At 59.7% G+C, this 25491-nt stretch carries 27 protein-coding genes and 1 tRNA gene; 20 read left to right on the plus strand and 8 right to left on the minus strand.

All coding sequences use genetic code 11. The annotated features are described in order from the left end of the window. Positions 1–3: 3 nt before the first annotated feature. The 3 genes from modC (at position 4) to V8J63_RS18505 (ending at position 2579) form a co-directional block, all read left to right on the plus strand. Positions 4–1083: a molybdenum ABC transporter ATP-binding protein gene (gene modC, locus V8J63_RS18495; RefSeq protein WP_336464467.1), complete on the plus strand. Its 1080-nt coding sequence runs from the start codon at positions 4–6 to the stop codon at positions 1081–1083. 71 nt (positions 1084–1154) lie between these two features. Then, on the plus strand, positions 1155–2192 hold the full coding sequence (locus V8J63_RS18500; protein WP_336464468.1) for a DNA topoisomerase IB: 1038 nt from the start codon (positions 1155–1157) through the stop codon (positions 2190–2192). Positions 2193–2348: 156 nt separating this feature from the next. Beyond that, on the plus strand, positions 2349–2579 hold the full coding sequence (locus V8J63_RS18505) for a hypothetical protein (protein ID WP_016774936.1): 231 nt from the start codon (positions 2349–2351) through the stop codon (positions 2577–2579). A gap of 67 nt (positions 2580–2646) precedes the next feature. On the opposite strand, the gene V8J63_RS18510 is transcribed toward V8J63_RS18505, so the two are convergent. After that, the gene (locus V8J63_RS18510) at positions 2647–2814 is read right to left on the minus strand and encodes a general stress protein (protein WP_016774937.1); all 168 of its coding nucleotides are present in this window, start codon (positions 2812–2814) and stop codon (positions 2647–2649) included. Between the two features lie 328 nt (positions 2815–3142). Between V8J63_RS18510 and V8J63_RS18515 the strand changes: the two genes are divergently transcribed. The 5 genes from V8J63_RS18515 to V8J63_RS18535 all read left to right on the plus strand — a co-directional run bounded on the left by V8J63_RS18515 (position 3143) and on the right by V8J63_RS18535 (position 5502). Continuing rightward, on the plus strand, positions 3143–3319 hold the full coding sequence (locus V8J63_RS18515) for a general stress protein (protein ID WP_016774938.1): 177 nt from the start codon (positions 3143–3145) through the stop codon (positions 3317–3319). A gap of 470 nt (positions 3320–3789) precedes the next feature. Continuing rightward, on the plus strand, positions 3790–4140 hold the full coding sequence (locus V8J63_RS18520; RefSeq protein WP_016774939.1) for a general stress protein: 351 nt from the start codon (positions 3790–3792) through the stop codon (positions 4138–4140). A 97-nt stretch (positions 4141–4237) separates the two neighbouring features. Further along, positions 4238–4789, plus strand: a complete 552-nt coding sequence (locus V8J63_RS18525; protein ID WP_016774940.1) for an ATP-dependent Clp protease proteolytic subunit — start codon at positions 4238–4240, stop codon at positions 4787–4789. A 207-nt stretch (positions 4790–4996) separates the two neighbouring features. Beyond that, complete coding sequence (locus V8J63_RS18530) at positions 4997–5254, plus strand: DUF6555 family protein (protein WP_016774941.1); 258 nt, start codon at positions 4997–4999, stop codon at positions 5252–5254. Continuing rightward, positions 5251–5502: a hypothetical protein gene (locus tag V8J63_RS18535; protein WP_024013135.1), complete on the plus strand. Its 252-nt coding sequence runs from the start codon at positions 5251–5253 to the stop codon at positions 5500–5502. Before V8J63_RS18530 ends, V8J63_RS18535 begins: the two co-directional genes overlap by 4 nt. A gap of 12 nt (positions 5503–5514) precedes the next feature. Here V8J63_RS18535 and V8J63_RS18540 read toward each other — a convergent pair whose 3' ends face one another. Beyond that, complete coding sequence (locus V8J63_RS18540; RefSeq protein ID WP_016774943.1) at positions 5515–5928, minus strand: cupin domain-containing protein; 414 nt, start codon at positions 5926–5928, stop codon at positions 5515–5517. A 215-nt stretch (positions 5929–6143) separates the two neighbouring features. Here V8J63_RS18540 and V8J63_RS18545 point away from each other — a divergent pair, with 215 nt between their 5' ends. Continuing rightward, on the plus strand, positions 6144–6524 hold the full coding sequence (locus V8J63_RS18545; RefSeq protein WP_016774944.1) for a RidA family protein: 381 nt from the start codon (positions 6144–6146) through the stop codon (positions 6522–6524). A gap of 165 nt (positions 6525–6689) precedes the next feature. On the opposite strand, the gene V8J63_RS18550 is transcribed toward V8J63_RS18545, so the two are convergent. After that, on the minus strand, positions 6690–7166 hold the full coding sequence (locus V8J63_RS18550; RefSeq protein WP_122698153.1) for a hypothetical protein: 477 nt from the start codon (positions 7164–7166) through the stop codon (positions 6690–6692). 224 nt (positions 7167–7390) lie between these two features. Here V8J63_RS18550 and V8J63_RS18555 point away from each other — a divergent pair, with 224 nt between their 5' ends. Beyond that, positions 7391–9379 carry a peptidase U32 family protein gene (locus V8J63_RS18555; RefSeq protein ID WP_130886943.1) on the plus strand — a complete coding sequence of 663 codons (1989 nt, stop codon included), beginning with the start codon at positions 7391–7393 and terminating at the stop codon, positions 9377–9379. Positions 9380–9492: 113 nt separating this feature from the next. On the opposite strand, the gene V8J63_RS18560 is transcribed toward V8J63_RS18555, so the two are convergent. Further along, a tRNA-Gln gene (locus V8J63_RS18560) sits at positions 9493–9567 on the minus strand. Between the two features lie 307 nt (positions 9568–9874). Here V8J63_RS18560 and V8J63_RS18565 point away from each other — a divergent pair. Beyond that, the gene (locus tag V8J63_RS18565) at positions 9875–10909 is read left to right on the plus strand and encodes an alpha/beta fold hydrolase (RefSeq protein ID WP_336464469.1); all 1035 of its coding nucleotides are present in this window, start codon (positions 9875–9877) and stop codon (positions 10907–10909) included. Between the two features lie 219 nt (positions 10910–11128). Here V8J63_RS18565 and V8J63_RS18570 read toward each other — a convergent pair whose 3' ends face one another. The 3 genes from V8J63_RS18570 to V8J63_RS18580 form a co-directional block, all read right to left on the minus strand. Then, the gene (locus tag V8J63_RS18570; RefSeq protein WP_177421646.1) at positions 11129–12139 is read right to left on the minus strand and encodes a GlxA family transcriptional regulator; all 1011 of its coding nucleotides are present in this window, start codon (positions 12137–12139) and stop codon (positions 11129–11131) included. Positions 12140–12254: 115 nt separating this feature from the next. Further along, complete coding sequence (locus V8J63_RS18575) at positions 12255–13415, minus strand: radical SAM protein (protein ID WP_336464470.1); 1161 nt, start codon at positions 13413–13415, stop codon at positions 12255–12257. Positions 13416–13533: 118 nt separating this feature from the next. Then, on the minus strand, positions 13534–14427 hold the full coding sequence (locus tag V8J63_RS18580) for a LysR substrate-binding domain-containing protein (RefSeq protein ID WP_336464471.1): 894 nt from the start codon (positions 14425–14427) through the stop codon (positions 13534–13536). Between the two features lie 115 nt (positions 14428–14542). Between V8J63_RS18580 and V8J63_RS18585 the strand changes: the two genes are divergently transcribed. The 9 genes from V8J63_RS18585 (at position 14543) to V8J63_RS18625 (ending at position 21224) form a co-directional block, all read left to right on the plus strand. Continuing rightward, the gene (locus tag V8J63_RS18585) at positions 14543–14941 is read left to right on the plus strand and encodes a RidA family protein (protein ID WP_041480136.1); all 399 of its coding nucleotides are present in this window, start codon (positions 14543–14545) and stop codon (positions 14939–14941) included. 157 nt (positions 14942–15098) lie between these two features. Beyond that, positions 15099–15962 (plus strand): putative selenate ABC transporter substrate-binding protein, encoded by an 864-nt coding sequence (locus tag V8J63_RS18590; RefSeq protein ID WP_125927554.1) that lies wholly within the window; start codon positions 15099–15101, stop codon positions 15960–15962. Continuing rightward, positions 15959–16756 (plus strand): phosphonate ABC transporter ATP-binding protein, encoded by a 798-nt coding sequence (locus V8J63_RS18595; RefSeq protein ID WP_125927553.1) that lies wholly within the window; start codon positions 15959–15961, stop codon positions 16754–16756. The genes V8J63_RS18590 and V8J63_RS18595 overlap by 4 nt, the downstream gene beginning before the upstream one ends. Beyond that, the gene (locus tag V8J63_RS18600; protein ID WP_024013147.1) at positions 16750–17577 is read left to right on the plus strand and encodes a PhnE/PtxC family ABC transporter permease; all 828 of its coding nucleotides are present in this window, start codon (positions 16750–16752) and stop codon (positions 17575–17577) included. Before V8J63_RS18595 ends, V8J63_RS18600 begins: the two co-directional genes overlap by 7 nt. Next, the gene (gene phnE, locus V8J63_RS18605; RefSeq protein WP_130901569.1) at positions 17574–18341 is read left to right on the plus strand and encodes a phosphonate ABC transporter, permease protein PhnE; all 768 of its coding nucleotides are present in this window, start codon (positions 17574–17576) and stop codon (positions 18339–18341) included. The genes V8J63_RS18600 and phnE overlap by 4 nt, the downstream gene beginning before the upstream one ends. Before the next feature lie 178 nt (positions 18342–18519). Further along, positions 18520–20199 carry an MFS transporter gene (locus tag V8J63_RS18610; protein ID WP_038861763.1) on the plus strand — a complete coding sequence of 560 codons (1680 nt, stop codon included), beginning with the start codon at positions 18520–18522 and terminating at the stop codon, positions 20197–20199. Positions 20200–20306: 107 nt separating this feature from the next. Beyond that, on the plus strand, positions 20307–20525 hold the full coding sequence (locus tag V8J63_RS18615) for a hypothetical protein (RefSeq protein WP_024013150.1): 219 nt from the start codon (positions 20307–20309) through the stop codon (positions 20523–20525). A gap of 230 nt (positions 20526–20755) precedes the next feature. Beyond that, the gene (gene relB / locus V8J63_RS18620) at positions 20756–20950 is read left to right on the plus strand and encodes a type II toxin-antitoxin system RelB family antitoxin (protein ID WP_016774959.1); all 195 of its coding nucleotides are present in this window, start codon (positions 20756–20758) and stop codon (positions 20948–20950) included. Further along, on the plus strand, positions 20913–21224 hold the full coding sequence (locus V8J63_RS18625; protein WP_130886950.1) for a type II toxin-antitoxin system RelE/ParE family toxin: 312 nt from the start codon (positions 20913–20915) through the stop codon (positions 21222–21224). Before relB ends, V8J63_RS18625 begins: the two co-directional genes overlap by 38 nt. Positions 21225–21270: 46 nt before the next feature. Here the strand turns inward: V8J63_RS18625 and V8J63_RS18630 are convergent. Continuing rightward, positions 21271–25491: filamentous haemagglutinin family protein (locus V8J63_RS18630; protein WP_336464472.1), on the minus strand; the 4221-nt coding region annotated here is incomplete at its 5' end.

Consider the following 25491-nt stretch of genomic DNA (forward strand, 5'->3'; position numbering starts at 1 on the left):
TCGATGATTGATGTACGCCTGAAACGCACTTATCCGGGGTTTGAACTGGATGTCGATCTGCAAGTGCCGGGCCGGGGCGTCACGGCGCTGTTTGGTGATTCCGGCTCGGGCAAAACCACCTGTCTGCGCTGCATCGCCGGGCTGGAGCGCGCCGAGCAGGGTTTTGTGCAGATCAACGACGAGATCTGGCAGGACAGTGCCAAGGGCATTTTCGTCCCGCCGCATAAACGTGCGCTTGGCTATGTGTTTCAGGAAGCCAGCCTGTTCCCGCATCTGTCGGTGCTGGCCAATCTGGAGTTTGGTCTCAAACGCATCGCCAAGTCGCAACGCCGGGTCGATATGAACCAGGCCACAGAACTGCTCGGTATCAGCCATTTGCTCGAGCGTCATCCACAGCATCTGTCCGGCGGCGAACGACAGCGCGTCGGCATCGCCCGCGCCCTGCTGACCAGCCCGAAACTGTTGCTGATGGACGAACCGCTGGCGGCTCTCGACAGTCGGCGCAAAAGCGAAATCTTGCCGTACCTGCAACGCCTGCATGACGAACTGGATATTCCGCTGCTGTACGTCAGCCATGCGCAGGATGAAGTCGCGCGTCTGGCCGATCATTTGGTATTGCTCCGTGATGGCAAAGCCCTCGCCAGCGGCCCGATCGGCGAGACCCTCGCACGCCTGGATCTGCCCTTGGCAATGGGCGATGACGCCGGGGTAATCATCGAAGGCCAGGTCAGCGCCTACGACGCCACCTATCAATTGCTCAGCCTGCAACTGCCGGCCACTGCAATGAACATTCGCGTCACCCATGCGCCGATGGCCGTGGGCCAGGCTCTGCGCTGCAAAGTGCACGCGCGCGACATCAGCCTGGCGCTGAACAATGATGCAGCCAGCAGCATTCTCAATCGTCTGCCCGTTACGGTCGTCAGCGAACAGGCCGCTGACAACAGTGCCCATGTGCTGATCCGCCTCGATGCCGGCGGCACGCCGCTGCTGGCGCGGATCACCCGCTTCTCGCGTGATCAACTGGGCGTGCATCCGGGCCAGCGGCTGTGGGCGCAGATCAAGGCGGTGGCGGTGCTCGCGTAAATCATTCGGCACGACGGCCGGCGCCTGCGGTCAATCAGTTACAGACTGCCGTATGACCGAAGGAAACCGCCATGCCCGATACCGTGCTGACAGATGCTCTGCCCGCCGATCTGCATTATGTCGATGACACTCAGCCTGGTATCACCCGGAAAAAACTGCGCGGCAAGTTCGTCTATTTCGAACCATCGGGCCAGCGCATCACCGACCCGGACGAAATCAAACGCATCAACGCCCTCGCGGTACCACCGGCCTACACCGATGTGTGGATCTGCGCTGATCCGTGCGGCCATCTGCAAGCCACCGGCCGCGATGCGCGCGGGCGCAAGCAATACCGTTACCACGCGCGCTGGCGCGAAGTGCGCGACGCCGACAAATACTCGCGCCTGCGCGACTTCGGCATGGCCCTGCCCAAACTGCGGCGCAAGCTCGAGGCGCTGCTTGATGAGCCGGGCTTCAGCCGCGACAAGGTCATGGCCACGGTGATTACCTTGCTCGACGCCACGCTGATCCGCGTCGGCAATACCCAATACGCACGGGACAATCGCTCTTACGGTTTGACCACGTTGCGCAGTCGGCATGTCGAGGTCAACGGCAGCGCGATCCTGTTCCAGTTCCGTGGCAAGAGCGGCATTGAGCATCAGATCACCGTTAAGGACCGCCGCCTGGCGCGAATCATCAAGCGCTGCCTGGAAATTCCCGGGCAAAACCTGTTTCAGTATCTTGATGAAAATGGCGAACGGCACACCGTCACCTCCTCCGACGTCAATGCCTATCTGCAAAAGCTCACCGGCGCGGCGTTCACCGCCAAGGACTATCGCACCTGGGCGGGCAGCGCCCTGGCGTTGTCGGTGCTGCGCGAGTTGCAGCATGAGTCGGAAACCGAAGCCAAGCGCCATGTGGTCGAAGCGGTGAAGAACGTCGCCAAACAGCTGGGCAACACGCCGGCGGTATGCCGCAAGTGCTACATCCACCCTGCCGTGCTCGAACATTTCATGCTCGGCGCCCTTGCCGAACTGCCCCGCCCGCGAGTGCGCAAAGGCCTGCGCGCCGGGGAAGTAGCCTTGGCGATGTTTCTCGAACGGATGTGTGAGGTAAGCGAGGCGTCTTGATCTCCAGCGTAACGCTCGCTCCTACAAACGTTTCGCCGACGAGTTGAACTGGGTATTTTTTGCACGATCACACAGGTCTTCTATAGTTGATCTGAAGGTTCGCGCCACGCGGACTTTTTGTTGCAACTCAGCCGTTTCAGCGAACGGAGGTGTTTCATGTCCGAAAAAGAGTCCATCACCACCCTCCTCACCCTGCTCGACGCCCGCCAGGCGCGCCTCGCAGCCGCCTGTAAAGAAATTGCCGACTGGGTTGATCATCAGGGCGGGCATCCGACAGCGTTGCGCATTCGCGACCGGCTGCACGACATCGAAAAAGATGCGCCGCTGATTCGCGATACGCTCTCGACGCTCAAACCGATCGACCGGCCGTTGCCACGGTTCAGATAGGCCTCAGCGTAGAGGTCCTCTCTGCATCGGCGCAGAGAGGACGCCGATTGGTACTTTTCCGACCGACTCAGTCGCCCTTGCCGGTACGGCCGCCTCCATGGCTGTGCTGCCCGCCGACGCGTGCCTTCTCGGCCCGATCAACTTTCACGTTGACTGAACTCTCGCCTTTCTTGCCGGCTTCCTTGATTTTCTGTGGGTCTTCAGCGAACGGTTGATCCTTGTGATGATTGGTCATCTCAATGTCCTCAGAATAGTTATATACATACACTTAACAGACTCTAGTTTCAGCCGATTACAGTTCAACTTCGCACCGACAAATGGTCAGAAATCCGAAGCGAAGCGGTAACAAACTCCAACCTCTCTTGCACATCAACCAGCAACTTGAAAAGTTATACGAAGCGGCGCAGAAAACAGCAGGCTGTATAAGTTTCATCACAAAGTTACCGTTCATCGGCCTGAGGAAAAATTTTCAAAACATTTTTCGCCGGCTCGTAATCGGAGTAGATGTCCGGTGCGACAACGGACATAACTAGCGAAACGTTAATTGATATCGGAGAGCTATCATGACCACAGGAAATAAAAATCCAGGTAACTTCGCAAACGATCGTGAAAAGGCATCTGAAGCCGGCAAGAAAGGCGGTCAGTCGTCGGGCGGCAACTTTGCCAATGATCGTGAAAAAGCATCCGAGGCTGGCCGCAAAGGCGGGCAGAACAGCCACGGCGGCGGTCGCAAGTCCTGAGCAAGCGGTACAAGGGCAGCCTCGCTGCCCTTTGAAATCAGCTGATGGAGCGTAATCATGAGAACGGTATCGGCTTTTGCACGAGGCGAAGTGCAACGAAACAAGGGAGCGGAAGTGTATCCCGAAGCAGCGCGCAGTTCGCACGTGACCAGGTCGGACAGTGCGTCGGTGTCACCTTGTGTCGAACGACAGCAAATCAGTCCAAGGCACCGGGAAAGTGTTCAGCAGGAATGTTATGAACGCCGGGAACTTGCAGTAAATTCTGAAAACTCCCGGACACCGGATACAACGCCGACTTATGAGCGCTCCTCTTAGCACAAAGGTCTAACTTGTAGTCACAAGACAAGCCAGACCAACTAAAGCAAACGACATCAGTAAACTTTATGAGCATTTCGCGAACAACGACGGCACGTAGTTTGTGCATCCTTGATTCGCCGAGTGCCTATATAGAGAAAATGAGGAAGTTTGAAATGGCACAAGATAAACAACAAGGCAGCATGTCGGTTAACGAAGCAGGCAAGAAAGGTGGTGATGCCACTTCGGCTTCGCACGATAAAGAGTTCTATCAGGAAATCGGCAGTAAAGGCGGCCAGAACAGTGGCGGCAACTTCAAGAATGATCCTGAGCGCGCCTCCGAAGCCGGGAGCAAAGGTGGCCAGAACAGCGGTGGCAATTTTGCCAATGATCGGGACAGAGCGTCCGAAGCTGGCAGCAAGGGCGGCCAGAGCAGCGGCGGCAACTTTGCCAACGATCGGGAAAAAGCCTCTGAAGCTGGACACAAAGGTGGTCAAAACAGCCATGGTGGCGGGCGCAACAGTTGATGCGTCGGGTGCAGGGGAGCGCGGCTCCCCTGCCCACTTTCATTCAAGCGAAATTACAGCTATTGCTTAGGAGTCCTGACCAGCCGAGGGAATCGCCATGCCTGTTCATGTCATCAACTTCACCGGCCCGATCAATGCCTCGACGTGCGGCCAATTGATCGATAAAGCCTCGCTCGCCGTAAAGGAAGATGCACCGCGACTGATCGTCAACATCGCCACCATGGGCGGCGAATGCAGTTACGGTTTCACCATGTATAACTTCCTGCTGGCCCTACCTATTCCGGTGCACACCCACAATTTGGGAACAGTCGAATCGATGGGCAACATTGTCTTTCTGGCCGGCCAGCGCCGCACCGCCTGTACCCACAGCAAATTTCTGTTTCACCCATTTCATTGGCACCTGCAAGGTTCGGTCGATCATTCGCGCATGTCGGAATACGCCATGAGCCTGGATTACGACTTGCACCTCTACGCCCAGATTGTCGCCGAGCGTACGAGCAACGGAAAAAATGCGCTGGAGACAGAGAAATATCTGACAGCAGCGCCGCGCATCATCAATCCTGAAGAAGCCATGCATTCAGGCCTTATCACGGCGATTGAAAACACCGAGGTTCACGCGGACTTTGTCTGCTCCTGCATCTACTCCTGATCGTCCCACTTGATAACGCGTCGTAGCGGGCGCGTTCCTGTCTTAACAGGCGTCAATTCAGCCAAAAATTCCAGACGAACTTGTACAGAATCGATCTGCCGTACAGGCCTGCAAAGCGCCCAACCAGCCGGTCATCACGCCCGTTTCAATTTCTCTGAATTATTCATTTCGCCAGATATCCCTCTTCTTAACAGCCGGAGGAAATGTATGAGCGGAGAGGATTTGTACGTGATTGATTACCTGCTTCACGGGAAGCCCAGGTCATTCGTCATTCGCACAAAAACCATGAACAATGCCGAAGCGTGGCAGTGGGCAAGTTGTGACGCGGGTATCGCGCCCATCCCCCGCCCCGGCCGACCTCCGTTGAAACGTTTTTCCAAACCGATGGCGGAACGCTTTGGCGTGACCGAGGTGCAATGGCGAGAATCAGTACCTCTGGTCTGGGAGGAGGATCACGTGAAATGACAGAACGCACATTGAAATTCGGTTTCGGCCGCTCGTGGGATGACGAGATGGCGGAGAATGCCTCGATGTTCCGCGAGGCCGATCTGCTCGAAGAAGCGGCTTACAGAATCATCGAGAACGACACGGACAATCCTGAAGCCTGGGCCCGTTTCAGCGAAGCCAAGGCTATGGCCGACGCCAAACGAACGGCGGCCTATCAGGACTGGATGCGCATCAAGCGCGCGATGAGCAAGCCGCGCTCGAAATAGCGGACTGGCGCCTCATGGCTTGAGGATCAGCAGGGGCTCGCCTTTCGGGACGACGTAAGTGGCCAGTTCGACGCCTTTCTCGTTGCCAACGTTTTTGGCCACATGCGCAACGCCCGCCGGAATGAACAACGAATCGCCGGCCTTGAGTATCACCGGCGCCCGCCCTTCGAGCTGATACTCGAACGTGCCGCTGATGACATAGGCGACTTCCACGCCGGGATGAGCATGCCGAGGTGAAGTGACGCCAGCGTCGAAATCGATACGCGCCTGAATCACTTCGCGATTGTCAGCGCCGAGATCCTGACGAACCAGATCGGTGCGGCTCAGACCTTTCTGCCAGCTCGTTGCCGGCGCATCCGCCGCATGGGCGAAGCCGGTCAGGGAGGCGAAGACAACGGCAGAAGCCAGAAACAGTGGACGGTACATGGTGATGCCCTCTTGAGCGTAGTGTTGGTGTGAGGGCTACTTTGGGCTCGGCATGTAGGGCGGATGTGTCTCGAAGGCGCAGTTTGGTGTTGCCATGTGTATCGGCTGGGGGTTGATACATGCTTATACAAACGTGTTGCGGTACCTGACCGGGCCATGGCCGGAGGGAATCTGTAAACTGCCGCAATCTTCATTCACTCACACAAGAGATGCCCATGGCCAATCAAGACATCATTTTCACGCCGGATCCCGACACCGATTCGATTTCTTCCGACGTTGCCACCTTCGGCGGCATCATGATTTCCACGCAGATTCCAACCCGCGCCGATGGCAGCCTGGAACTCGGCGGCATCACCGAGCAGAGCGAGTGCACCCTGCAAGCACTGAAAGTCGCACTGGAACGTGCCGGCAGTTCGATGGACCGGGTGCTGCACCTGACCATTTACCTCACCGACATGGGCGATCGCGGGGCTTTCAATGAAGTGTACAAACGCTATTTCGCCAAGCCTTGGCCGGTGCGGGCGGCGGTAGGCGTGGCCTCGCTGGCGGTTGAGGGGATGCGTGTGGAAGTGACGGCGATGGCGGCGAAAGGCTGATTTACGGAAATACTGCGTAGGCTGCCTCCACGATTCAGAGGTGTGACATACGCAGTGAAATACTCAAGGGCGCGCGCCAAACACAGCAGCCACCAGGATGGGGCCGTTTGGCAAGCGCTGGCTCGCCCGTTGAGCGAATTAGCGTCAACGGTCTATTCACAAAACTCAAAGTGGACCGCTAGCTACAACAAACAGTTTACCTTCTGATACCCGGTATGTTTGCCCGCGGTGCTCGACTTCAAAATTGAATGTTGCCGTAATCGAATCGGTACCTTCTTCGTGTTTGCGCGCAAACTCTATCGTTCCTGTTTTCGCATATAAAATTTCATGCGACATAGTCATCACTCCCGCCACGGGACTTCCGAACCCGCCAACTTCATGCGTACCGTCCGTAAGGGAGCGATCTATCACAAATGAAATGATCTCACCCACCTCGTCCGTAAAATATTGACCAATAACGCTGAACGTTTCCTTTGTGCCGAAATAAAGATGCCGAGTAGCGGAGAATATTGGCTTGCCAATGCCCGGATGATTGGGTGAAACGACCGCTTTGTAATACACCTCGGCCGTCTTCCGAGGACGAGATTTAAACGACGCGAAATCCGAGATACCAATCGTCGCGAAGGCGTTATTACCTTTCATGATATTAATCTCCAATGTCTTGCGTGATATAGGCCAGAGCGACTTTCCCGCTCCCACCTGATGTTCACGCTTTGGACGCGGGCGGACAACTGACAGACTTTACAGTTATGCATTGCCTCGTATTGTGCTAGGTCCTTCGTACCTGATATCGGCACGCTGGTGCCGCCTTGGTGTTTCACAGGTACAATGCGCCCCTTGCCCGTGACCGCCTGACTAAAAAAACTATGTCCTTGCCCAAGCATCACCTGGAATTGCTCAGCCCTGCCCGCGATGTCGCCATTGCCCGCGAGGCCATCCTGCATGGCGCTGACGCCGTGTACATCGGCGGCCCGAGCTTCGGCGCACGCCACAACGCCTGCAACGAAGTCAGCGAAATCGCCGGACTGGTCGAATTTGCCCGCCGTTACCACGCGCGTATCTTCACCACCATCAATACCATCCTGCACGACAACGAACTGGAGCCGGCGCGCAAGCTGATCCATCAGTTGTATGACGCTGGCGTCGATGCGCTGATCGTCCAGGATCTGGGCGTGATGGAGCTGGACATTCCGCCGATCGAGCTGCACGCCTCGACCCAGACCGACATCCGCACCCTCGAGCGAGCGAAGTTCCTCGATCAGGCCGGTTTCTCCCAGTTGGTGTTGGCCCGTGAGCTGAACCTGAAAGAAATCCGCGCCATCGCCGATGAAACCGATGCCGCCATCGAGTTCTTCATCCACGGCGCGCTGTGCGTGGCCTTCTCCGGCCAGTGCAACATCTCTCACGCGCAAACCGGCCGCAGCGCCAACCGTGGCGACTGCTCCCAGGCGTGCCGCTTGCCCTACACCCTCAAGGATGAAAAGGGTGGCGTGATCGCCTACGAAAAACACCTGCTGTCGATGAAAGACAACAACCAGAGCGCCAACATCCGCGCACTGGTCGAGGCCGGCGTGCGTTCGTTCAAGATCGAAGGTCGCTACAAGGACATGGGCTATGTGAAAAACATCACTGCCTATTACCGCCAGCGCCTCGACGACGTGCTTGAAGACCGCCCGGACCTGGCACGCGCTTCCAGCGGCCGTACTGTGCATTTTTTCCTGCCCGATCCGGAAAAGACCTTCCACCGTGGCAGCACCGATTATTTCGTCACTGATCGCAAGATCGACATCGGCGCCTTCGATTCGCCAACCTTCACCGGCCTGCCGGTCGGTACGGTGGAAAAAGTCGGCAAGCGTGACATGCAGGTCGTCACCCATGAGCCGCTGTCCAACGGTGACGGTCTGAACGTACTGGTCAAACGCGAAGTGGTCGGTTTCCGCGCCAACATCGCCGAGGCCAAAGGCGAGTTCGAAGAAGACGGCGAGAAGCGCTACCGCTACCGCGTCGAGCCGAACGAAATGCCTGAAGGCCTGTTCAAGCTGCGTCCGAGCCACCCGTTGAATCGCAACCTCGATCACAACTGGCAGCAGGCGTTGCAGAAGACCTCTTCGGAACGTCGTGTGGCCCTGAGCTGGTTCGCTCGTCTGCGCGAAGAACAGCTGGAAGTGACCGCGACCAGCGAAGAAGGCATCAGCGCCAGCGTTACCCTCAACGGGCCGTTTGGTGTTGCCAACAAGCCTGAGCAAGCGCTGGAGCAATTGCGCGACCTGCTCGGCCAGCTCGGCACCACGCAGTATCACGCCACCGACATCAAGCTGGATGCGCCGCAAGCGTTCTTCATTCCCAACTCGCAGCTCAAGTCCCTGCGTCGTGAAGTCATCGAAGCGCTGACTGCGGCACGTGTCGCCGCGCATCCGCGTGGCAGCCGCAAGGCCGAAACCACGCCGCCGCCGGTGTACCCGGATTCGCACCTGACCTTCCTCGCCAACGTCTACAACCAGAAGGCGCGCGACTTCTACCACCGTCACGGCGTCAAGCTGATCGACGCGGCGTACGAAGCTCACGAAGAGCCGGGCGAAGTGCCGGTGATGATCACCAAGCACTGCCTGCGGTTCTCCTTCAACCTGTGCCCGAAACAGGCCAAAGGCGTTACCGGTGTGCGTACCAAGGTCGCGCCGATGCAGTTGATCCACGGCGATGAAGTGCTGACGCTGAAGTTCGATTGCAAGCCGTGCGAGATGCACATCATCGGCAAGATGAAAGGCCACATCCTCAACCTGCCGCAGCCGGGCAGCGTGGTCGGCCACATCAGCCCTGAAGACCTGATGAAAACCATCCCGCGCGCACCGCACTGAGTGACCGGCGTGCGCGGTGCTTCGGCAACGCGCACGCCTGCTTGGCTCAAGCGCGGTAAATCGCAGGCATAAAAAAACGCCAACTTCTTGCGAAGTTGGCGTTTTTTCGTAGATGGCAGGGGCGGCTGGATTCGAACCAACGCATGGCAGGATCAAAACCTGCTGCCTTACCGCTTGGCGACGCCCCTGTAGCTCTGGTCAGCGGCTCCGTGAGGATCGCTGTGAGAACGGGGCGCAATTTAACAACATTCATTTCGTTTGGGAAGCCCGAGATGAAATATTTTTTGTTTTAAAACAGCCACTTATTATTTTCGCGCGAAAACTCACCGTTTCATCGCCATGTATCACACTGTTTACGCGCCCCGCTGCTACACAACCCAATGCAAAAACGCTCTCTGGCGGCACAGAGCAGATACCTCGCCACGCTTCAATGCACCCAGGGTTTCAAGGGTTCATCCAGCCCCTTGGCCACAGGCTCGCAAAGGAGACGTCAGCATGAAACAGGCTCTGCATACCTCTAAAATCAAAGCCGCACTCGGTTTGTCGGTCTTGGCGCTGTCACTGCTCGGCGCCGTCGGCAGCGCTCAGGCGCAAACCACTGAACTGGCCGCCGTCAGCTATTCAGCGCCCTCTCCTTTCGGCCCGCTGAAGCACATCAAGGCAGGCTTGCTCGATGTGGCCTACGCCGAAACCGGTCCTGCCGATGGCCCGGTGGTGATCCTGCTGCACGGCTGGCCCTACGACATTCACAGCTATGACGAAGTCGCACCACTGCTCGCGGCCAAGGGTTACCGCGTGCTGATGCCCTATGCACGGGGTTATGGCGATACGCAGTTCCTGTCCAAAGCCACTCTACGCAACGGCCAACCGGCGGCATTGGCCAGCGACATCATCGACTTCATGGATGCGCTAAAGATCAAGCAAGCAGTGCTTGGCGGCTACGACTGGGGCGCGCGTTCAGCGGGCATCGTCGCAGCGCTGTGGCAAGAGCGCGTCAAGGCGCTGGTGGCGGTCAGCGGCTATCTGATCGGCAACCAGGCCGCCGGGCAGAATCCACTGCCGCCGAAAGCCGAATTGCAGTGGTGGTACCAGTTCTACTTCGCCACCGAACGCGGCCGCGCCGGCTATGAAAAGAACACCCACGACTTCGCCAAACTGATCTGGCAGCTGGCTTCGCCGCAGTGGAAGTTCGACGAAGCCACTTTCGAGCGCAGCGCCCAAGCGTTGCAGAACCCCGATCACGTCGAGATCACCGTGTTCAACTACCGCTGGCGGCTGGGCCTGGTGCAGGGCGAGGCGAAATATGCCGCGCTGGAAGAGAAGCTTGCGACTGCCCCGTCGATCAGCGTGCCGACGATTACCCTGGAAGGCGATGCCAATGGAGCGCCACATCCCAAGCCTGAGGACTATGCCAAGCGTTTTACCGGCAAATATCAATTCAGATTGATTGAGGGTGGGATTGGGCACAATTTGCCGCAGGAAAGCCCGGCGGCGTTTGCGCAAGCTGTAATCGATGCTGATCGTCTCTGACAGACCCGCCCTCAATACCCCTCACCCTAGCCCTCTCCCGGAGGGAGAGGGAACTGATTGGGGGATATTCGAGATTTACGCCGACCTGAAAGCGCTGTATTGAATCCAAAGTCGACGTCCATCTTTCAGGTCGATGTACAGCGCAAGATACCTCGGTCGGCTCCCTCTCCCTCTGGGAGAGGGCTGGGGTGAGGGTTTTTGGGGATTGCACCGGTCGATCTATTTAACCAGCCGTTTTTCCTTCGAAGGCCGATAACCGAAGTACGAGCTGTAGCACTTGCTGAAATGGCTCGGCGAGACAAAACCGCAAGCCACCAGCACTTCCACCTGCGACAGCTCGGTGTGTTGCAGCAGGCGCCGTGCTTCGGTGATGCGCAGTTCCAGGTAATAGCGCTGCGGCGTGGTGCCCAGTTGTTCCTTGAACAAGCGCTCGAGCTGGCGCCGTGAGCGGCCGGCGTAGACCGCCAGTTGTTCCAGCTCCAGCGGTTCTTCGAGGTTGGCGTCCATCAGCTTGATCACTTCCCGCAACGGCGCGCTGACGCAGATGTTTTCATCCGGTTTGATGCGCCTGTAGCGCGATTCCTCGAACGCCAGAATGTCCTCGACACCCTCGACCAGCGCCTTGCCGTGCAGGCTTTTGATCCAGTCCAGCGCCATGTGGAAAGCCCCCGACGGGCTCGACGCGGTGAGCCGGTCGCGGTCGATCACAAAGGGTTCGCTACTGACGTGGGTGCTCTTGGCGATTTCGGTCAGTGCCGGGCGATGTTCCGGGTGAATCGCGCAACGGTAGCCGTCGAGCAACCCGGCGCGGCCGAGAAACCACGAACCGTTCCACAACCCGGCCAGACTGACGCCCCGCTCCGCCGCCAGTTTGAGCAAATGCACAAACCCATCGCTCGCTCGCAACTCGGTGCGATAACCGCCGCAGACCACCAGCAGATCCAATTCCTCGAGCGCTGCTGAGTCCAGGCGCGCATCGGGGCGGATCACCAACCCCAGGTCGCTGATGACCTCGCCCTCACCCAGACCGAAGGTGCGCGAGGTAAACAGCCCCGGGCGCAACAGATTAGTGGTCACCACGGCGTCCAGCGTCTGCGTAAAGGCCGGTAGCGAAAAGTGTTCGAGCAGCAGAAAACCGGTGCGCGTCAACTGCGCGTTATCGCTTTGCTCATTCAGATAGCGGAGGTTTTTCCCCTTCATGCCTCCGCTGAATTGGCGTCGTTCGGTCAAGTTTCAATCCATCGGTCACATTGTTGTGCGCCGATAGTTGGCCGGAACCGGTAAAGAGTCAATCACGTCATCGGGCCACACCACCAAACAACCCATGGCCGTCGCCCCGGATCTGTCAAACGACCGTGTTCAACCCCGCCCCGAGCCGCCCTTCGAGGCGCCCAAACAGGACGTAGTGTTGATAGCCACTGGAGAAGGCGCCTGTGGCGATTGCCGTCTTTACGTCGGCGTTGAGTCGCAGATATTGAGCCTCATCGAAATGCTCGGCGCTGACTTCACCTGTACGGCCCAGAAGTTCGCTATCAATCGGCTGTTCGAGAATCGTGCGTCGTTGAAAGTCGATGATGCGATTGACCGCGTGACTTTCCAGCGGCCCCTTGTTGGGCGATGCGGAGTAGATGTGCAGACCGTTCTTCGCGCAGCGGTTGCACAAGTCCACGCAGTTCTTTTGCGTGGATTTGCGACTCATCAATTCCTGCACCGGCATGTCCAGATACTTGCCGACGCTGTATTCAGACTGATTGAAAATCGTGCAGCACAGCACGGTATTGCCATTGCAATCGAGTACCAGCCAATCATCTTTCAGAGTGCACGCCTGTTTGGGGTATTGCTTGACCAGATTGACCAGGTCTGCATACGGTGGCAACGCCAGGCGCTTGAGGGTTTCCCGGTCCGTGTCGGTGACCGAGGCATCGTCTTCGACGATGGCGAAGGTTTTTTCCAGCGGCATCATCACTGAGTAGCCGGTGGAGAAATTGAAACCCAGGCGCTCGCTGAACCCGCGCATCAGCCCCTCTTCTTCGAGGTTATCCAGATAGCGGTGGTAATAGACCTCGATAAGGGTATTCAGGCCGTGACGCTGCTTGAGGTCATGCAGCTTGATCATGTTCTGCTTGACCACTTCGATGTCGCCGCCGACATGGCCTTGGCGGTAGGTGTCCTGGTGGAACCCGGACAGGGAGACACGGAAGAACCAGGGATTGGCGAGCATCGCGCTTTCAATGTTCTTGGCCAAGTTCAAGTTGGAGCTGATGCCGCTTTGCAGACCTGCAGCGTTAATGATTTCGACGAACTCACCGATGCGCGGGTGAATCAACGGCTCGGTCCAGTTGTACAAAAAGATCGCCTTGACCCCTTCACGCCGTGCCTTATCGACAATCTGCGTGAACATCTCGAGCTGCATGGCTTTCTTGAAATTGGCATTTTCCGAATTACCCATCGGGCATGACGGGCAGCTCAGATTGCAGGCGCCGACGATATCGATGTACATATTCATTACGCGCATAGCTCCTTGGGTCGAACGTGCACCTCTCATCACGAGCACGTTCGGGTCGCCGGGTTGGTTGTTTTTCTGACGACCCGCCTTCACGTAAAGCAATAAGCGCACCAGAGCCCTACGCCATTAACGCCACAATCCAGTCGATAAACACCCGCAATTTCAAGCTGACATGCCGGTTCGGCGGATACGCAACGTAAAGCGGCATGCTTTCCAGGCGCCAGCCCTCAAACAACGGCACGAGCTCTCCGCGCGCGACATGCGCATCGGCCATATACGTCGGCAACCACAGCACCCCCATGCCCGCCAGCCCCGCCGCTAGATAAGCATTGCCGTCATCCACCGCTAGCACATGCTGGCCCTTGATCTGCAGGCGCTCGGAACCGTTGTGCAAGGTGTAAGGAAGAGGTTTACCAGTGCGAGCCCAGAGAAAAGCGACGACGCGGTGATGGGAGTCTTGCAGTTCCAACGGGTGCTCGGGCGTCCCTTCTCGGGCCAGATAAGCCGGCGCGGCGAAAACACCCAAGGGCAGATCGGCGAGCTTGCGCGCCCTCAGCGATTGATCGAGCAGCTCGCCGCCGCGCACCACGCAATCGACGTTCTCATCGATGATGTCGACGATGCGATCGCTGACGCCCATGTCGATCTGGATGTCCGGGTAGCGCGCGTGAAAATCCGGCAAGGCTGGCACCAGAATGTGCCGCGCGAACGGGCTGGGCACGTCGATGCGCAAACGCCCGCGCGGCCGTGCGGCGGCACCGGGCAGGCTGGTTTCGGCGTCGTCCATGTCGGCCAACAGCTTGATCACCCGCTCGTAATACGCCGCACCGTCGGCGGTAACGTTGACTTTGCGTGTGGTGCGGTTGAGCAACTTGACCCGCAACCGCGCCTCCAATTGCTGCACCAGTTGCGTCACCGTGGTCTTGCTCATGTGCAGGGTTTCGGCAGCCTTGGTGAAACTGCCCGCCTCGACCACCCGGGCAAAGGCCTGCATCGCATCGAACCGGTCCATCCGCGCCCCTCGATTGTTTGGGATTTGCAAACAGTGAACGCCAAGCTTGCGCGTTTATCCGCGCACTGCAAATACTTAAAGTCGTTTCCATCAACCCACTGATGGAGTCAGCCCCATGTCCAAGCGCGATGTAGTTTTCCCACCCGCCCGCCATGCCTTGTATGAGCGTCACCGTTACTCTCCGGCGATTCGCTCCAACGGTTTCCTGTTTGTCTCCGGACAAGTCGGCAGCCGTGAGGATGGCTCGCCCGAGGCCGATCTGCGCGATCAGGTGCGCACCGCCTTCCACAACCTCAACGCGATCCTCGCTGCGGCCGGTTGCAGCTTCGATGATGCGGTGGATGTCACCGTGTTCATGGTCGATCCGCACTCGACGTTCGAAACGATCTGGACTGTGGTACCGGAGTTTTGGGGCGAAGCGCCGTTTCCGACCATCACCGCTGTCGGCGTGACTTGGCTGGCAGGTTTCGATTTCGAGATCAAGGTGATTGCCAAACTGCCCGAGGCGGCTTGATTACAACCGTACACAAACAGACACACCGCGCCGGCACGGAGGCTGGCCAATCTCCTCGCGAATGCGTATAACCTCGCCGTTTCGTCTACCCTGACGTGGCGCGCCGTTGACTACCGGTGGCCCTTCGAATGTTGACGCTTACGAAACGGAGAATTCTATGTTCAAGCGTACCCTCGCCCTCACCGCCGGTCTGGCGCTGTCCTTTTCTGCCCTGATGACGCAAGCCGCTGATGTGTTGCGCGTCAGCGCGATTCCCGACGAAGCCCCGACCGAGCTGCTGCGCAAGTTCGAACCGCTGGGCGCCTATCTTGAGCAGCAGTTGGGCATGAAGGTGCAGTTTGTGCCTGTCGCTGACTACCCGGCCGTGGTTGAAGCGCTGGCCACCGATCGCCTCGACATGGCTTGGCTCGGCGGTTTCACTTTTGTGCAGGCACGTTTGAAGACCGACGCCACCACGCCAGTGATCCCGCTGGTGCAGCGCGAGCAGGACGCGCAGTTCACCAGCAAATTCATCACCGCCGACCCGAACGTGAAAAGCCTCGCCGACCTCAAGGGCAAAACCTTCGCCTTCGGTTCGGTGTCGTCCACCTCGGGCAGCCTGATGCCGCGTTACTTCATGCTGAAAAACGACGGCATCAAACCTGAGGGCTTCTTCAGCCGCGTCGCCTACTCCGGCGCGCATGACGCCACCGTTGCCTGGGTGCAGGCCGGCAAGGTCGACGCTGGTGTATTGAACGCCAGCGTCTGGCAGAAACTGGTCGACGCCGGCAAGGTCGACACCAGCAAGGTCAAGGTCTTTGCCACCACGCCGACCTACTTCGATTACAACTGGACCGTGCGCGGCACCCTTGATCCTAAGCTGGCCGCGAAAATCAAGAAAGCCTTCCTCGACCTCGACCCGGCCAATCCTGAGCAGAAGAAGATCCTCGATCTGCAGGCCGCCAGTCGCTTCATCGAGACCAAGCCCGAGAACTACAAGGGCATCGAGGAAGCCGCCCGCGCCGCCGAACTGCTGAAATGACCCTACGCCTCACCCAGGGCAGCCTGCGCCATGCCAATGGCGTCGATGCCCTTCGTAACATCGACGTGCAGATTGGTGCCGGCGAACAGGTCGCGATCATCGGCCCGTCCGGCGCGGGCAAGTCGAGCCTGCTCAATCTGCTGGCCACCGCGCTCAAGCTCAGCAGTGGCGACATCGAAGTGCTCGGCGAACGCGCCTGGCACTTGTCGGCTCACCAGCGTCAGCGCCTGCGTGCGCGCATCGGCCTGGTGCATCAAGCGCCGCCGATTCCGCCGCGTCAGCGGGTGATTACGGCGGTGCTGGCCGGCAAGCTCGGTCAGTGGAGTCTGGGCAAAAGTCTGCTGAACCTGCTGCATCCACTGGATGTGGCGGGCGCTCGCGCGGCGTTGGCGCGGCTGGACTTGGGCGACAAACTGTTCGCCCATTGCCAGCAATTGTCCGGCGGGCAATTGCAACGCGTCGGCATTGCGCGAGTGCTGTATCAGGCGCCGGAAATATTGCTTGCCGACGAACCTGTATCGGCCATGGACCCGGTGCTTGCCGGCCACACGCTGTCGATCCTGTCGCGCCATGCTCGCGAGCACAACGTCACGCTGGTGGCGAGCCTGCACGCGGTGGATCTGGCGCTGGCGCACTTTCCACGGATCATCGGCCTGCGCGACGGGCAGATTCTTTTCGATTGCCCATCCGATCAAGTCAGTCGCGACAAGCTCGATGCGCTGTACGCCAATGAACAACTGCAATCGCCAGCGCCAGCGGTCGCACCTTTGATTGTGCAGATTCCGCGATGCTGAAGGCCGATTCACGGGACCCGGCGGCGTGGCCGCGACTGTTGCTGACATTGCTGGCGCTGGCCCTGCTGTGGCCGGGCATTCAGCTCAGCGAACTGGACCTGGGCGTGCTGTTTCAGGCCGATAGCCAGAACGAAATGGGCCGTTTTGTTTCGGCATTCTGGCCACCGGCGCACGATCAGGCGTTCCTGCAACTGCTGCTCAAAGCCACCCTGCAAACCTTGGCGATTGCCACAGCGGGTATGGCCCTGGCCTTGCTGCTGGCGGTGCCGGCAAGCCTGATCGCCAGTCGCGCGCTGTCGCTTTCTGCCGCTTCGCGGGGCGGCGTGCCGAGCCTGCCCGGGCGCTTGCTGCGCTGGCCGGTACGCGGATTGCTGATCTTTTTGCGCAGCGTGCCGGAAATCGTCTGGGCGCTGTTGTTCGTGCGCGCGGTCGGCCTCGGGCCGGCGGCGGGCGTGCTGGCCATCGCCATCACCTACAGCGGCATGCTCGGCAAAGTCTACGCAGAAATTTTCGAATCCACCGACCAGCGCCCGGCGCACGCATTGTTGCAGGCCGGCAGCGGTCGACTGGCGGCGTTTGCTTACGGCACGCTGCCGAATGTCGCCGCCGAATTGCTCTCCTACACCGTCTACCGCTGGGAGTGCGCGATCCGTGCCTCGGTGGTGATGGGCTTTGTCGGTGCCGGTGGTCTGGGGCAACAGATCGACCTGTCGATCCGCATGTTCGCCGGCGGTGAAGTCGCCAGCATGTTGCTGACGTTCCTGCTGCTGGTGCTGTGCGCCGATCAACTCAGCCGCTTGCTGCGCTGGAGGCTGACATGAGGCGCTTGATCAACCTGCTGCTGCTCGCCGCCATTGCGGTCGCGGTGGTCGCCTCTTTTGCCTATCTGGAACTGGATCTTGCCGAACTCGGCAGCGCCAACAGCCTCAAGCAGATGGGCAGTTATGTGCAGCGTTTTCTCAGTCCCGACTTGAGCGCCGGGTATCTGAAAGCTATCGCTCACGGTTCGCTGGAAACTCTCGCTATGTCAGGCCTCGGCACCCTGCTCGCGGCGCTGTTCGGCATTGTTCTCGCGCTGCCCGCCGCCGGGCGTTTCGGCTGGCCGCTGCAAAGTGCGGCGCGCCTGCTGCTCAACGGCTTGCGGGCGATTCCAGAGCTGGTCTGGGCGGCGCTGATGGTGCTTGCCGCCGGTCTCGGACCGAACGCCGGCACCCTCGCCCTCGCTCTGCACACCACCGGCGTACTCGGTCGGCTGTTCGCCGAAGCGCTGGAAAACACCCCGCCGCAACCCGCCGAAGCGATTCGCTTGCAGGGCGGCAATCCGATCCTCGCTTTTTGCTACGGCACCCTGCCTAACCTCGCCCCGCAACTGCTCGCCTACTGCCTGTATCGCTGGGAAAACAACATCCGCATGGCCAGCGTGCTCGGTTTCGTCGGCGCCGGCGGCCTGGGCCAGATGCTGTATGTCAGCCTCAGCCTGTTCCAGGAAGCCCAGGCCAGTACGGTGATTCTGGCGATGCTGTTGCTGGTGTTTCTGGTCGATTGGTTGAGCGCCTGGAGCCGGCAGCGTTGGGTCAAAGCGTAGGCCAAGTGGATATCTGGCAAAAGCTGATTATGCTTCAGGAAACCTTGCAGCCCTGCGAGGCGGTCAGACTGTGCAAGCTTCACGCGACAGCGATGGCGACAGATGCCGACGGGCCAGAGTGCGACAGGCAGTAACGGGGGACTCCGGCCTACAACAATAAGCACGACGGAGAACACCCATGGCCACAATCGACACAGCATCCACCGGCACGCCACCGCGCAGCGGCGGCATCACCAAGGAGGAGCGCAAGGTCATCTTCGCCTCCTCGCTGGGCACGGTTTTCGAGTGGTACGACTTTTACCTCTACGGCTCACTGGCGGCGATCATCGCCAAGCACTTCTTCGCCGGCGTCAACGAAACCACCGCGTTCATCTTTGCCCTGCTGGCCTTTGCCGCCGGGTTTGCGGTGCGGCCGTTCGGCGCCATCGTCTTCGGGCGCCTGGGTGACATGATCGGGCGCAAGCACACGTTTCTGATCACCATCGTGATCATGGGCGTGTCGACGGCAATCGTCGGTTTGCTGCCGGGCTACGCCACTATCGGCGTCGCTGCCCCGGTGATTCTGATCACCCTGCGTCTGCTCCAAGGTCTGGCGCTGGGTGGTGAATACGGCGGCGCGGCAACCTACGTAGCGGAGCACGCACCACGCAACCGGCGTGGCTTTTTCACTTCGTGGATTCAAACCACCGCCACCCTCGGTCTGTTCATGTCGTTGCTGGTGATTCTCGCCTGTCGCACGGCGCTGGGTAACGAGGCGTTCGAAGCGTGGGGCTGGCGGATTCCGTTTCTGCTGTCGATCATTCTGCTGGCCGTGTCGGTGTACATTCGCCTGCAACTGAGCGAGTCGCCGGTATTTCAGAAAATGAAGGACGAAGGCAAGGCCTCGAAAGCGCCGCTGACTGAATCCTTTGCGCGCTGGGACAATCTCAAAGTGGTGATCATGTCGCTGCTCGGCGGCACCGCCGGGCAAGCAGTGGTCTGGTACACCGGGCAGTTCTATGCGCTGTTCTTCCTGTTGCAAACACTGAAGATCGACGCGCAGACCGCCAACCTGCTGATCGCCGGATCGCTACTGATCGGCACACCGTTCTTCGTGATTTTCGGCAGCCTGTCCGATCGCATCGGGCGCAAGCCGATCATCATGGCCGGCTGCATCCTAGCGGCGCTGACCTACTTCCCGATCTTTACTGCGCTGACCCAGTACGGCAATCCGGACGTGTTCGTCGCCCAGGAAAAAAATCCGGTCAAGGTGATCGCCAATCCTGATCAGTGCTCGTTCCAGTTCGATCCGGTGGGCAAGGCCAGATTCACCAGTTCCTGTGACTTGGCGAAAACGTTGCTGGCGAAACGCGCGATCCCTTATGAGAACGTTGCCGCCGAACCGAACACCGTCGCGCAGGTGCGCATCGGTGACCGCGTTGTCGAGAGCTTCGAAGGCAGCGCCCTCACCGCCGCCGACTTCAAGGCCCGCAACGACGCCTTCACCGCCAACCTCGGCGCGGCGTTGAAGGACGCCGGTTACCCAGAAAAAGCCGATCCGGCGAAAATCAATTACCCAATGATGCTGCTCCTGCTGACCGTGCTGGTGATCTACGTGACCATGGTTTATGGCCCGATCGCCGCGTGGCTGGTCGAACTGTTCCCGACGCGGATCCGCTACACCTCGATGTCGCTGCCCTACCACATCGGTAACGGTTGGTTCGGCGGCTTCCTGCCGACCGTGGCGTTCGCCATGGTCGCCGCCACCGGTGACATCTACTACGGGCTCTGGTACCCGATCGTGATTGCAGTGGCGACGGCGATACTCGGCACGTTCTTCCTGCCGGAAACCAAGGATCGCGACATTCTCAAGGACTGAAACAACCGCTGCGCCCTCTCCTGCGGGAGAGGGCGCTGGCGCTGAAAAAATTCGAACGTCTGCCGCCGCGCTGTCTCCAATGTGTACACCCAAAGGAGGCCAGCGCCATGAACCCCAACGACGACAAAACCCCCAACGCCCCGCCCACCGATGCCAGCGGCAAACCGGTGAACGTGGTCGAGCGCGACCTGCAAGACCGCGACAACACCACCGAGGGCGTAGACAAAGTCATCACGCCGTCTTCCACTCGGGTCAAAGAGCAGGAAGCTGAAGAGCTACAGCGCAAAGTCGATGAGATCGAGCGTAAGGTTGCAGACGGTAACTGAGTGCAGCGTGGCTGTGGCCGCGGCTTTGAGCGGCGGCTGTCAGCCCGATGACCAAAAGCTGATTTCCTACAGAATTGAACTACACAGCTGATCGACTTCACGTGCATCACAAGCGAAGCGTCTGACAGATTTGCATCGTCTGTTTGCGGATGATGTCTTCCTCGTCCCGCCAGTGACGACAACGAGCCACATCCCCCTTAGACTGCTTCACATTGATCATGGAGGTCATGATGAGCGCTGAACTTTCACTTATCGTTTCAGACTTCGAAACCGAAGAAGAGGCTGCGGAATACGACCTTTGGTTTCGTGCGCAGGTCCAGGAAGCACTTGATGATCCGCACCCTGGCATTCCCCATGCCGAAGCAATGGTGTTGCTCGATCAGATGAATGAAGAAAACCGCAGGAAGCGCCGCGCTGCGGGTTAAATGGAGCTACAAGGCTATTCGTCAACTGGCTGACATCATTGATTACATCGATCAGCACAACTCCGTTGCTTCGGTTTCCTTTCAACGTAAAGCCGTTGCCGCAGCGCAGAAACTTTCTTCCATACCCCATGGCTATCGATCCGGTCGGGTGTCTGGCACTCGCGAAATGGTGATTCATCCGAACTATCTGCTGGTTTATCGGGTGAATGGGGAGATCGACATACTCAGGGTGCTTCACGCTCGACAAAAATATCCCCTAACCCCTTCACTCTAAACAAAGGCGGCCAACCGGCCGCCCAAACGTACTGCACGAGAGTCTTTTACAACGTCAGCTGCCCACGCTCCTCCTCGGTCAGCTGTTGCTTCGCCTGTTCATCCAATGCCCCGGCGCCGAGCACCTGCACCGGGCTGTCCGGGTTGTAACCGGTCGCCGGCGTGCGACTGGCACCATCGCGCGACGGTGCCAGTTGCTCGTTGCCGAAGCTGAGTACCTGCACGGTGAACACCGAGGCCTGGTTCTGCCGCGCCGCTGCCTGTTGCTGCCGGGCGACGTCTTCCGCCGCTTGGGTCGCGGAGGATGCCGCCGAACTGGCCGAGGTGATTGCGCCGGTATTCACCGCCGACACCACCGGCACGCCGGTTGCTTTGCCCTGCACCGAAATGTTCGCGGCGTTGACCACCGTCAGCGCGGCGATGTTGACGTTGCCCGACACGCGAATCCCCGCCTCGCCGGCATCGATGGTGCCCAGTGGCGCAATCAGGTCGATGTTGCCCGGCGCCACTTCGGCGATCGGGTTGAGCGTGGCGATACCGGCGCCGGTACTCGGCACCGATGGCGACAGCGTGACGTTGCCCCAGTTGTCGTAGACACGTTTTGGCGGCGTGTAGACCACGGTGGTTTTCGAGCCGCGACCGGCGTTGATATCGCCCTCGGCGGACCAGCCGAGAATCGAGCCGCCGAAGGTGGTCATGATCCGGCTCTGGCCGAGCAGAATGCTGCCTTGCGAGTACAGCTGGATGTCGCCCGAACCCTGAGTGATGATCCCCGCCGTCGACGGCGGCGCCGCGCCTTCGATGCCGAACACCTGACCACCGCCCGGTGTGAGCATCTGGATATCGCCGCCAAACAGCGTCTTGACCCCGGCGCCACCGTACATCGTGATATCGCCGTCGTAACGGATCGGATTGCCGGCGACATCAGTGGTCGGGAACAGTGCCGCAATGGCGTTGCGACCGCGCAGGTAACTGCCAGTGCGCGGGCCGTCGGCATCGGTGTATTCCAGGCCGCCGGCACGCAGTTCGGCGAAGTACACCTGGCGGGCGAAGATCGCCTGCTCGATACTCGGCAGTGCGGCGAAGAAGGCTTGCGCCTGTTCGTCGCTACCCTTGAAGCCATAACCCAAGCCCAGCCAACTCCGCAGTTCTTCGACGTAGGTCTTGACCACTTTGCCCGGCTGCGCGCTGAGGGCCACCGCTGAATCCGCTACGTTTCGCGGGTTCAGATAACGCGCAATGAACTGTGAGTAATCCGGCCCCTGCGCGCCCGCACCCGCTTGCATCACGATGCTCGCACCGGGGCGCTGATCACCTGCCACGACAGGGCCGAGGCTGGTGATGCTGGCGCGATCTTCCATCAGGATATTGCGCCCGGCATTGACGTCCAGAACACCCGGGCCGGCAATGTCGAAGCTGCTGTAGAGAATGTCTCGCCCGGCCGAAACCCGCGAAATGTCGCGCGCATCGTTATGCACGAACAGATTGCCGGTAGACGCGATCTGTTCGTTATTGCGACTCATGCCCCCAACGGGCGCAAACGTGGGTTGCCCCAAATTGGTACCGGACGCCACGATGTCACGCCCCGCCACCATCCACACCGGGCCTGCCGATTCATACCAGGTGCGCTTCGTGGTCGCGAACGCCAGCGTTTCGCCCGTGCGAATTCCTACCAGGTCACCGGTCAGTGCATAGAAGCGCGCCGGCCCCTGAACACTGCTCAACCCCGAGTAGCTATCGGGACCAAAGGCAAACAGTGGATAGCGCGAATTGGTTTGCGCCAGCACACCATCGCTGCCGGCGTTGGTCGTGATCGGCCGAGCGGACTGGTTGTTGCCGTAGCCATTGAACGCGGGTGCAAACGGTGTGGAGAGCGCCGCTGGGCTGGCCCCTGACTGGTTGATGGCGTAGCCGCCGGCATAGATCGAATCCCCAGCGATCAGTTCAAGCTGCCCCGCGCTGGAAGGTGCCAACAGCAATGACCAGGCCAGAGCCGGCGCCGGGTTGCCTATGCCGTAGGCCGCTGATGGTCCCGCATAAATCGAGCCCTGCCCGGCCACGGCACGCAATATCGAAGGAAAGACGAAGCGGTCATCGGTCGGTGACCCGTTAAGCCCGGCGACGGGGTCCTGCCCGGTGGTTTCCATCAACTGGGTGCTGGGCGTCAGGTTGCCGCCGGCCGAGAACAAATCGATGGCCGTGTGATCGGTCCACAGCGAGAAACCACTCAAACCGCCACCGGCATGGTAAATGCCATCCGCCGTGGTAAACGGTGTGGAGTTCTGCAACCTCACGCGGCCCGGATCGGCGGCGCCACCCAACACCAGATCGCCGCGGGTGTTGAGGCGCATGCCGGAGTCACCGGGAATCAGCACCAGCCCACCACTGGCATTACTGGCCGTCGAGTTGAACGGGTCGAAGGCGCGCGTTTCCCGTGGGTCATGAAACAGCGCCGAGGCGCCGTACTGCAGATTGACACCGCCCAACGCGGCGCCCGTCAGTTGCGCCGCACCGCGCAGGTTGATGAGCGCGCCCTGCAAGTCGTGCGTCGGCGTGCCGGTACCCGCCAGGCCGGCACGTGCCTGCAGAGACGGATTAAGGACACCGCCCAGACGAATATCCAGGTCTCCGCCACCGGTCAGTTGCAGGTTCCCGTCACTGTCCACGCGGCCCGTACTGCCGACAGCCACGATCAACCCCTGACTGCGAGGGTACGACGCATACCTGTCGTCGCCCATGGCCTTGAGCATGCCAGCATCCCCGCCGGCGCTCAGACTGATGTTGCCGCCGCCCAGCGTACCGAACCCGGTAAAGCCCACCAGATAAGGTCTGGTTTCCTCGCCCAGCGCTGGCAATGGCTGCGCAGCGTAGCTGCCGAAATTGATCCACCAGGCAGTCGGTACATCGTTGTTGCCGGTGCCCTGGCGCCAGAGCCAATTGCCCACCGCCACACTCGGCACCTGCTCCCGCGTACCGTCGCCCGTGGCGACCGAGCGACGGCCAAGCACGTCACCCGACACAGACCCGCCGGCATTGAGCGTCAGGTTACCGCCCATCTGCGGATACCAGGCCTGATAGAGGCTGGCACTGCCGCCATCGACCCATTTTTCGTAATCGCTGCCAGCGCTGCCCAATACCGAGCCATCAGCCGACAGCCTTCCGCGGGGCTGGTTATAACGCGCATCGACGTCTGCCGATTGGGTGCCGGCGGTGTAGACGCCGAAAGGTGAAGCCATGCTCAGGTTACCGGCCGCCATCAAGTCCAGGTCGCCGGTGCCAGTACGCAAAACGCTGAACATCTGCGTGTGGGCCTGGGCGCTCTTGCTTGGATTGTTTTCAATACACAGTGCCGGGTCGATGGAGCACCAGAACAATTCGTCATCGTTCATCGGTGTGTAATCCGGCATGCCCATCCAGTTGCCAGGCGCCCACACACTGCGCGCCATGGGCGCGCAAGAACCGGGAGCGATATCACAGAGCACAAGGTATTCCTCGGGAACCGGTTCGTACGGTGTAAAGCCATACTCGTTATCCACCGCCCAGACCAGTTTGCCGGCCACCTCGATCATGCTCACACCATAGTGAGTGTCGGCCATCTGCAAGTTGCCAACGCTGGCCTGAGGTTTCACGCTACGGCTGTCGGCCGCGGTCAGATCGGCCCCTGCCACCATGCGCATCGACCACGACGCACTGCCCGCCGGCAGCATGCTGGCGATCGCCCAGTTACGACCTTGCTGGTTTCCATTGGCAGGACGCAGGTCGAGGAATACCGTGCCATCGGCGAGCTTCACGTTGGTCATGGAGGGGATCAGCGAACCCCGCAACAGCGCCAACGTTCCGTTCAACACAACACCCACCGTTTTATTGTCGGCATCAACCGCACCCGGCAGCGGCACGCCTTTGGGCCAGAGCAGGGCCTGCAGTGCGGTGGCGTTGTTCAAGCGGATACCTGCACCCAAACGACTGCCGGTCGGCAGGGTCACAGCGTTGTCGAGCAACGTACCGGCGGCATACATCAGGTTACCCGCCGCATCATGCACATCGCCGGCAAGTACCGTTCCACCCTGTAACACGTAAGGTGCGGCCAAAGTGCTCTGAACCGGCAACACCGTGCCCGCAGCCAGTGTGGCGGCTTGAATCGGCAGGTCGTAATTCAAGGTGGCGCCAACCGGAAAGAGCGTCCCTTCGGCAAGGCTGACACCACTGCCCGGTACGATCAGGTCACCGCCGAAAGGCTGTATCCCCGGCAACAGTTTCCAGCCAGCGTC

Origin of the sequence: Pseudomonas sp. CCNWLW23 (genome assembly GCF_037095675.1) — a bacterium.
Classification (GTDB): Bacteria; Pseudomonadota; Gammaproteobacteria; order Pseudomonadales; family Pseudomonadaceae; genus Aquipseudomonas; species Aquipseudomonas atacamensis.

Excerpts from the sequence above, each read along its gene's own strand:
- modC (WP_336464467.1), top strand. The coding sequence starts at position 4 with ATGATTGATGTACGCCTGAAACGCACTTATCCGGGGTTTGAACTGGAT.
- V8J63_RS18500 (WP_336464468.1), top strand. The coding sequence starts at position 1,155 with ATGCCCGATACCGTGCTGACAGATGCTCTGCCCGCCGATCTGCATTAT.
- V8J63_RS18505 (WP_016774936.1), top strand. The coding sequence starts at position 2,349 with ATGTCCGAAAAAGAGTCCATCACCACCCTCCTCACCCTGCTCGACGCC.
- V8J63_RS18510 (WP_016774937.1), bottom strand. The coding sequence starts at position 2,814 with ATGACCAATCATCACAAGGATCAACCGTTCGCTGAAGACCCACAGAAA.
- V8J63_RS18515 (WP_016774938.1), top strand. The coding sequence starts at position 3,143 with ATGACCACAGGAAATAAAAATCCAGGTAACTTCGCAAACGATCGTGAA.
- V8J63_RS18520 (WP_016774939.1), top strand. The coding sequence starts at position 3,790 with ATGGCACAAGATAAACAACAAGGCAGCATGTCGGTTAACGAAGCAGGC.
- V8J63_RS18525 (WP_016774940.1), top strand. The coding sequence starts at position 4,238 with ATGCCTGTTCATGTCATCAACTTCACCGGCCCGATCAATGCCTCGACG.
- V8J63_RS18530 (WP_016774941.1), top strand. The coding sequence starts at position 4,997 with ATGAGCGGAGAGGATTTGTACGTGATTGATTACCTGCTTCACGGGAAG.
- V8J63_RS18535 (WP_024013135.1), top strand. The coding sequence starts at position 5,251 with ATGACAGAACGCACATTGAAATTCGGTTTCGGCCGCTCGTGGGATGAC.
- V8J63_RS18540 (WP_016774943.1), bottom strand. The coding sequence starts at position 5,928 with ATGTACCGTCCACTGTTTCTGGCTTCTGCCGTTGTCTTCGCCTCCCTG.
- V8J63_RS18545 (WP_016774944.1), top strand. The coding sequence starts at position 6,144 with ATGGCCAATCAAGACATCATTTTCACGCCGGATCCCGACACCGATTCG.
- V8J63_RS18550 (WP_122698153.1), bottom strand. The coding sequence starts at position 7,166 with ATGAAAGGTAATAACGCCTTCGCGACGATTGGTATCTCGGATTTCGCG.
- V8J63_RS18555 (WP_130886943.1), top strand. The coding sequence starts at position 7,391 with ATGTCCTTGCCCAAGCATCACCTGGAATTGCTCAGCCCTGCCCGCGAT.
- V8J63_RS18565 (WP_336464469.1), top strand. The coding sequence starts at position 9,875 with ATGAAACAGGCTCTGCATACCTCTAAAATCAAAGCCGCACTCGGTTTG.
- V8J63_RS18575 (WP_336464470.1), bottom strand. The coding sequence starts at position 13,415 with ATGAATATGTACATCGATATCGTCGGCGCCTGCAATCTGAGCTGCCCG.
- V8J63_RS18580 (WP_336464471.1), bottom strand. The coding sequence starts at position 14,427 with ATGGACCGGTTCGATGCGATGCAGGCCTTTGCCCGGGTGGTCGAGGCG.
- V8J63_RS18585 (WP_041480136.1), top strand. The coding sequence starts at position 14,543 with ATGTCCAAGCGCGATGTAGTTTTCCCACCCGCCCGCCATGCCTTGTAT.
- V8J63_RS18590 (WP_125927554.1), top strand. The coding sequence starts at position 15,099 with ATGTTCAAGCGTACCCTCGCCCTCACCGCCGGTCTGGCGCTGTCCTTT.
- V8J63_RS18595 (WP_125927553.1), top strand. The coding sequence starts at position 15,959 with ATGACCCTACGCCTCACCCAGGGCAGCCTGCGCCATGCCAATGGCGTC.
- V8J63_RS18600 (WP_024013147.1), top strand. The coding sequence starts at position 16,750 with ATGCTGAAGGCCGATTCACGGGACCCGGCGGCGTGGCCGCGACTGTTG.
- phnE (WP_130901569.1), top strand. The coding sequence starts at position 17,574 with ATGAGGCGCTTGATCAACCTGCTGCTGCTCGCCGCCATTGCGGTCGCG.
- V8J63_RS18610 (WP_038861763.1), top strand. The coding sequence starts at position 18,520 with ATGGCCACAATCGACACAGCATCCACCGGCACGCCACCGCGCAGCGGC.
- V8J63_RS18615 (WP_024013150.1), top strand. The coding sequence starts at position 20,307 with ATGAACCCCAACGACGACAAAACCCCCAACGCCCCGCCCACCGATGCC.
- relB (WP_016774959.1), top strand. The coding sequence starts at position 20,756 with ATGAGCGCTGAACTTTCACTTATCGTTTCAGACTTCGAAACCGAAGAA.
- V8J63_RS18625 (WP_130886950.1), top strand. The coding sequence starts at position 20,913 with ATGAAGAAAACCGCAGGAAGCGCCGCGCTGCGGGTTAAATGGAGCTAC.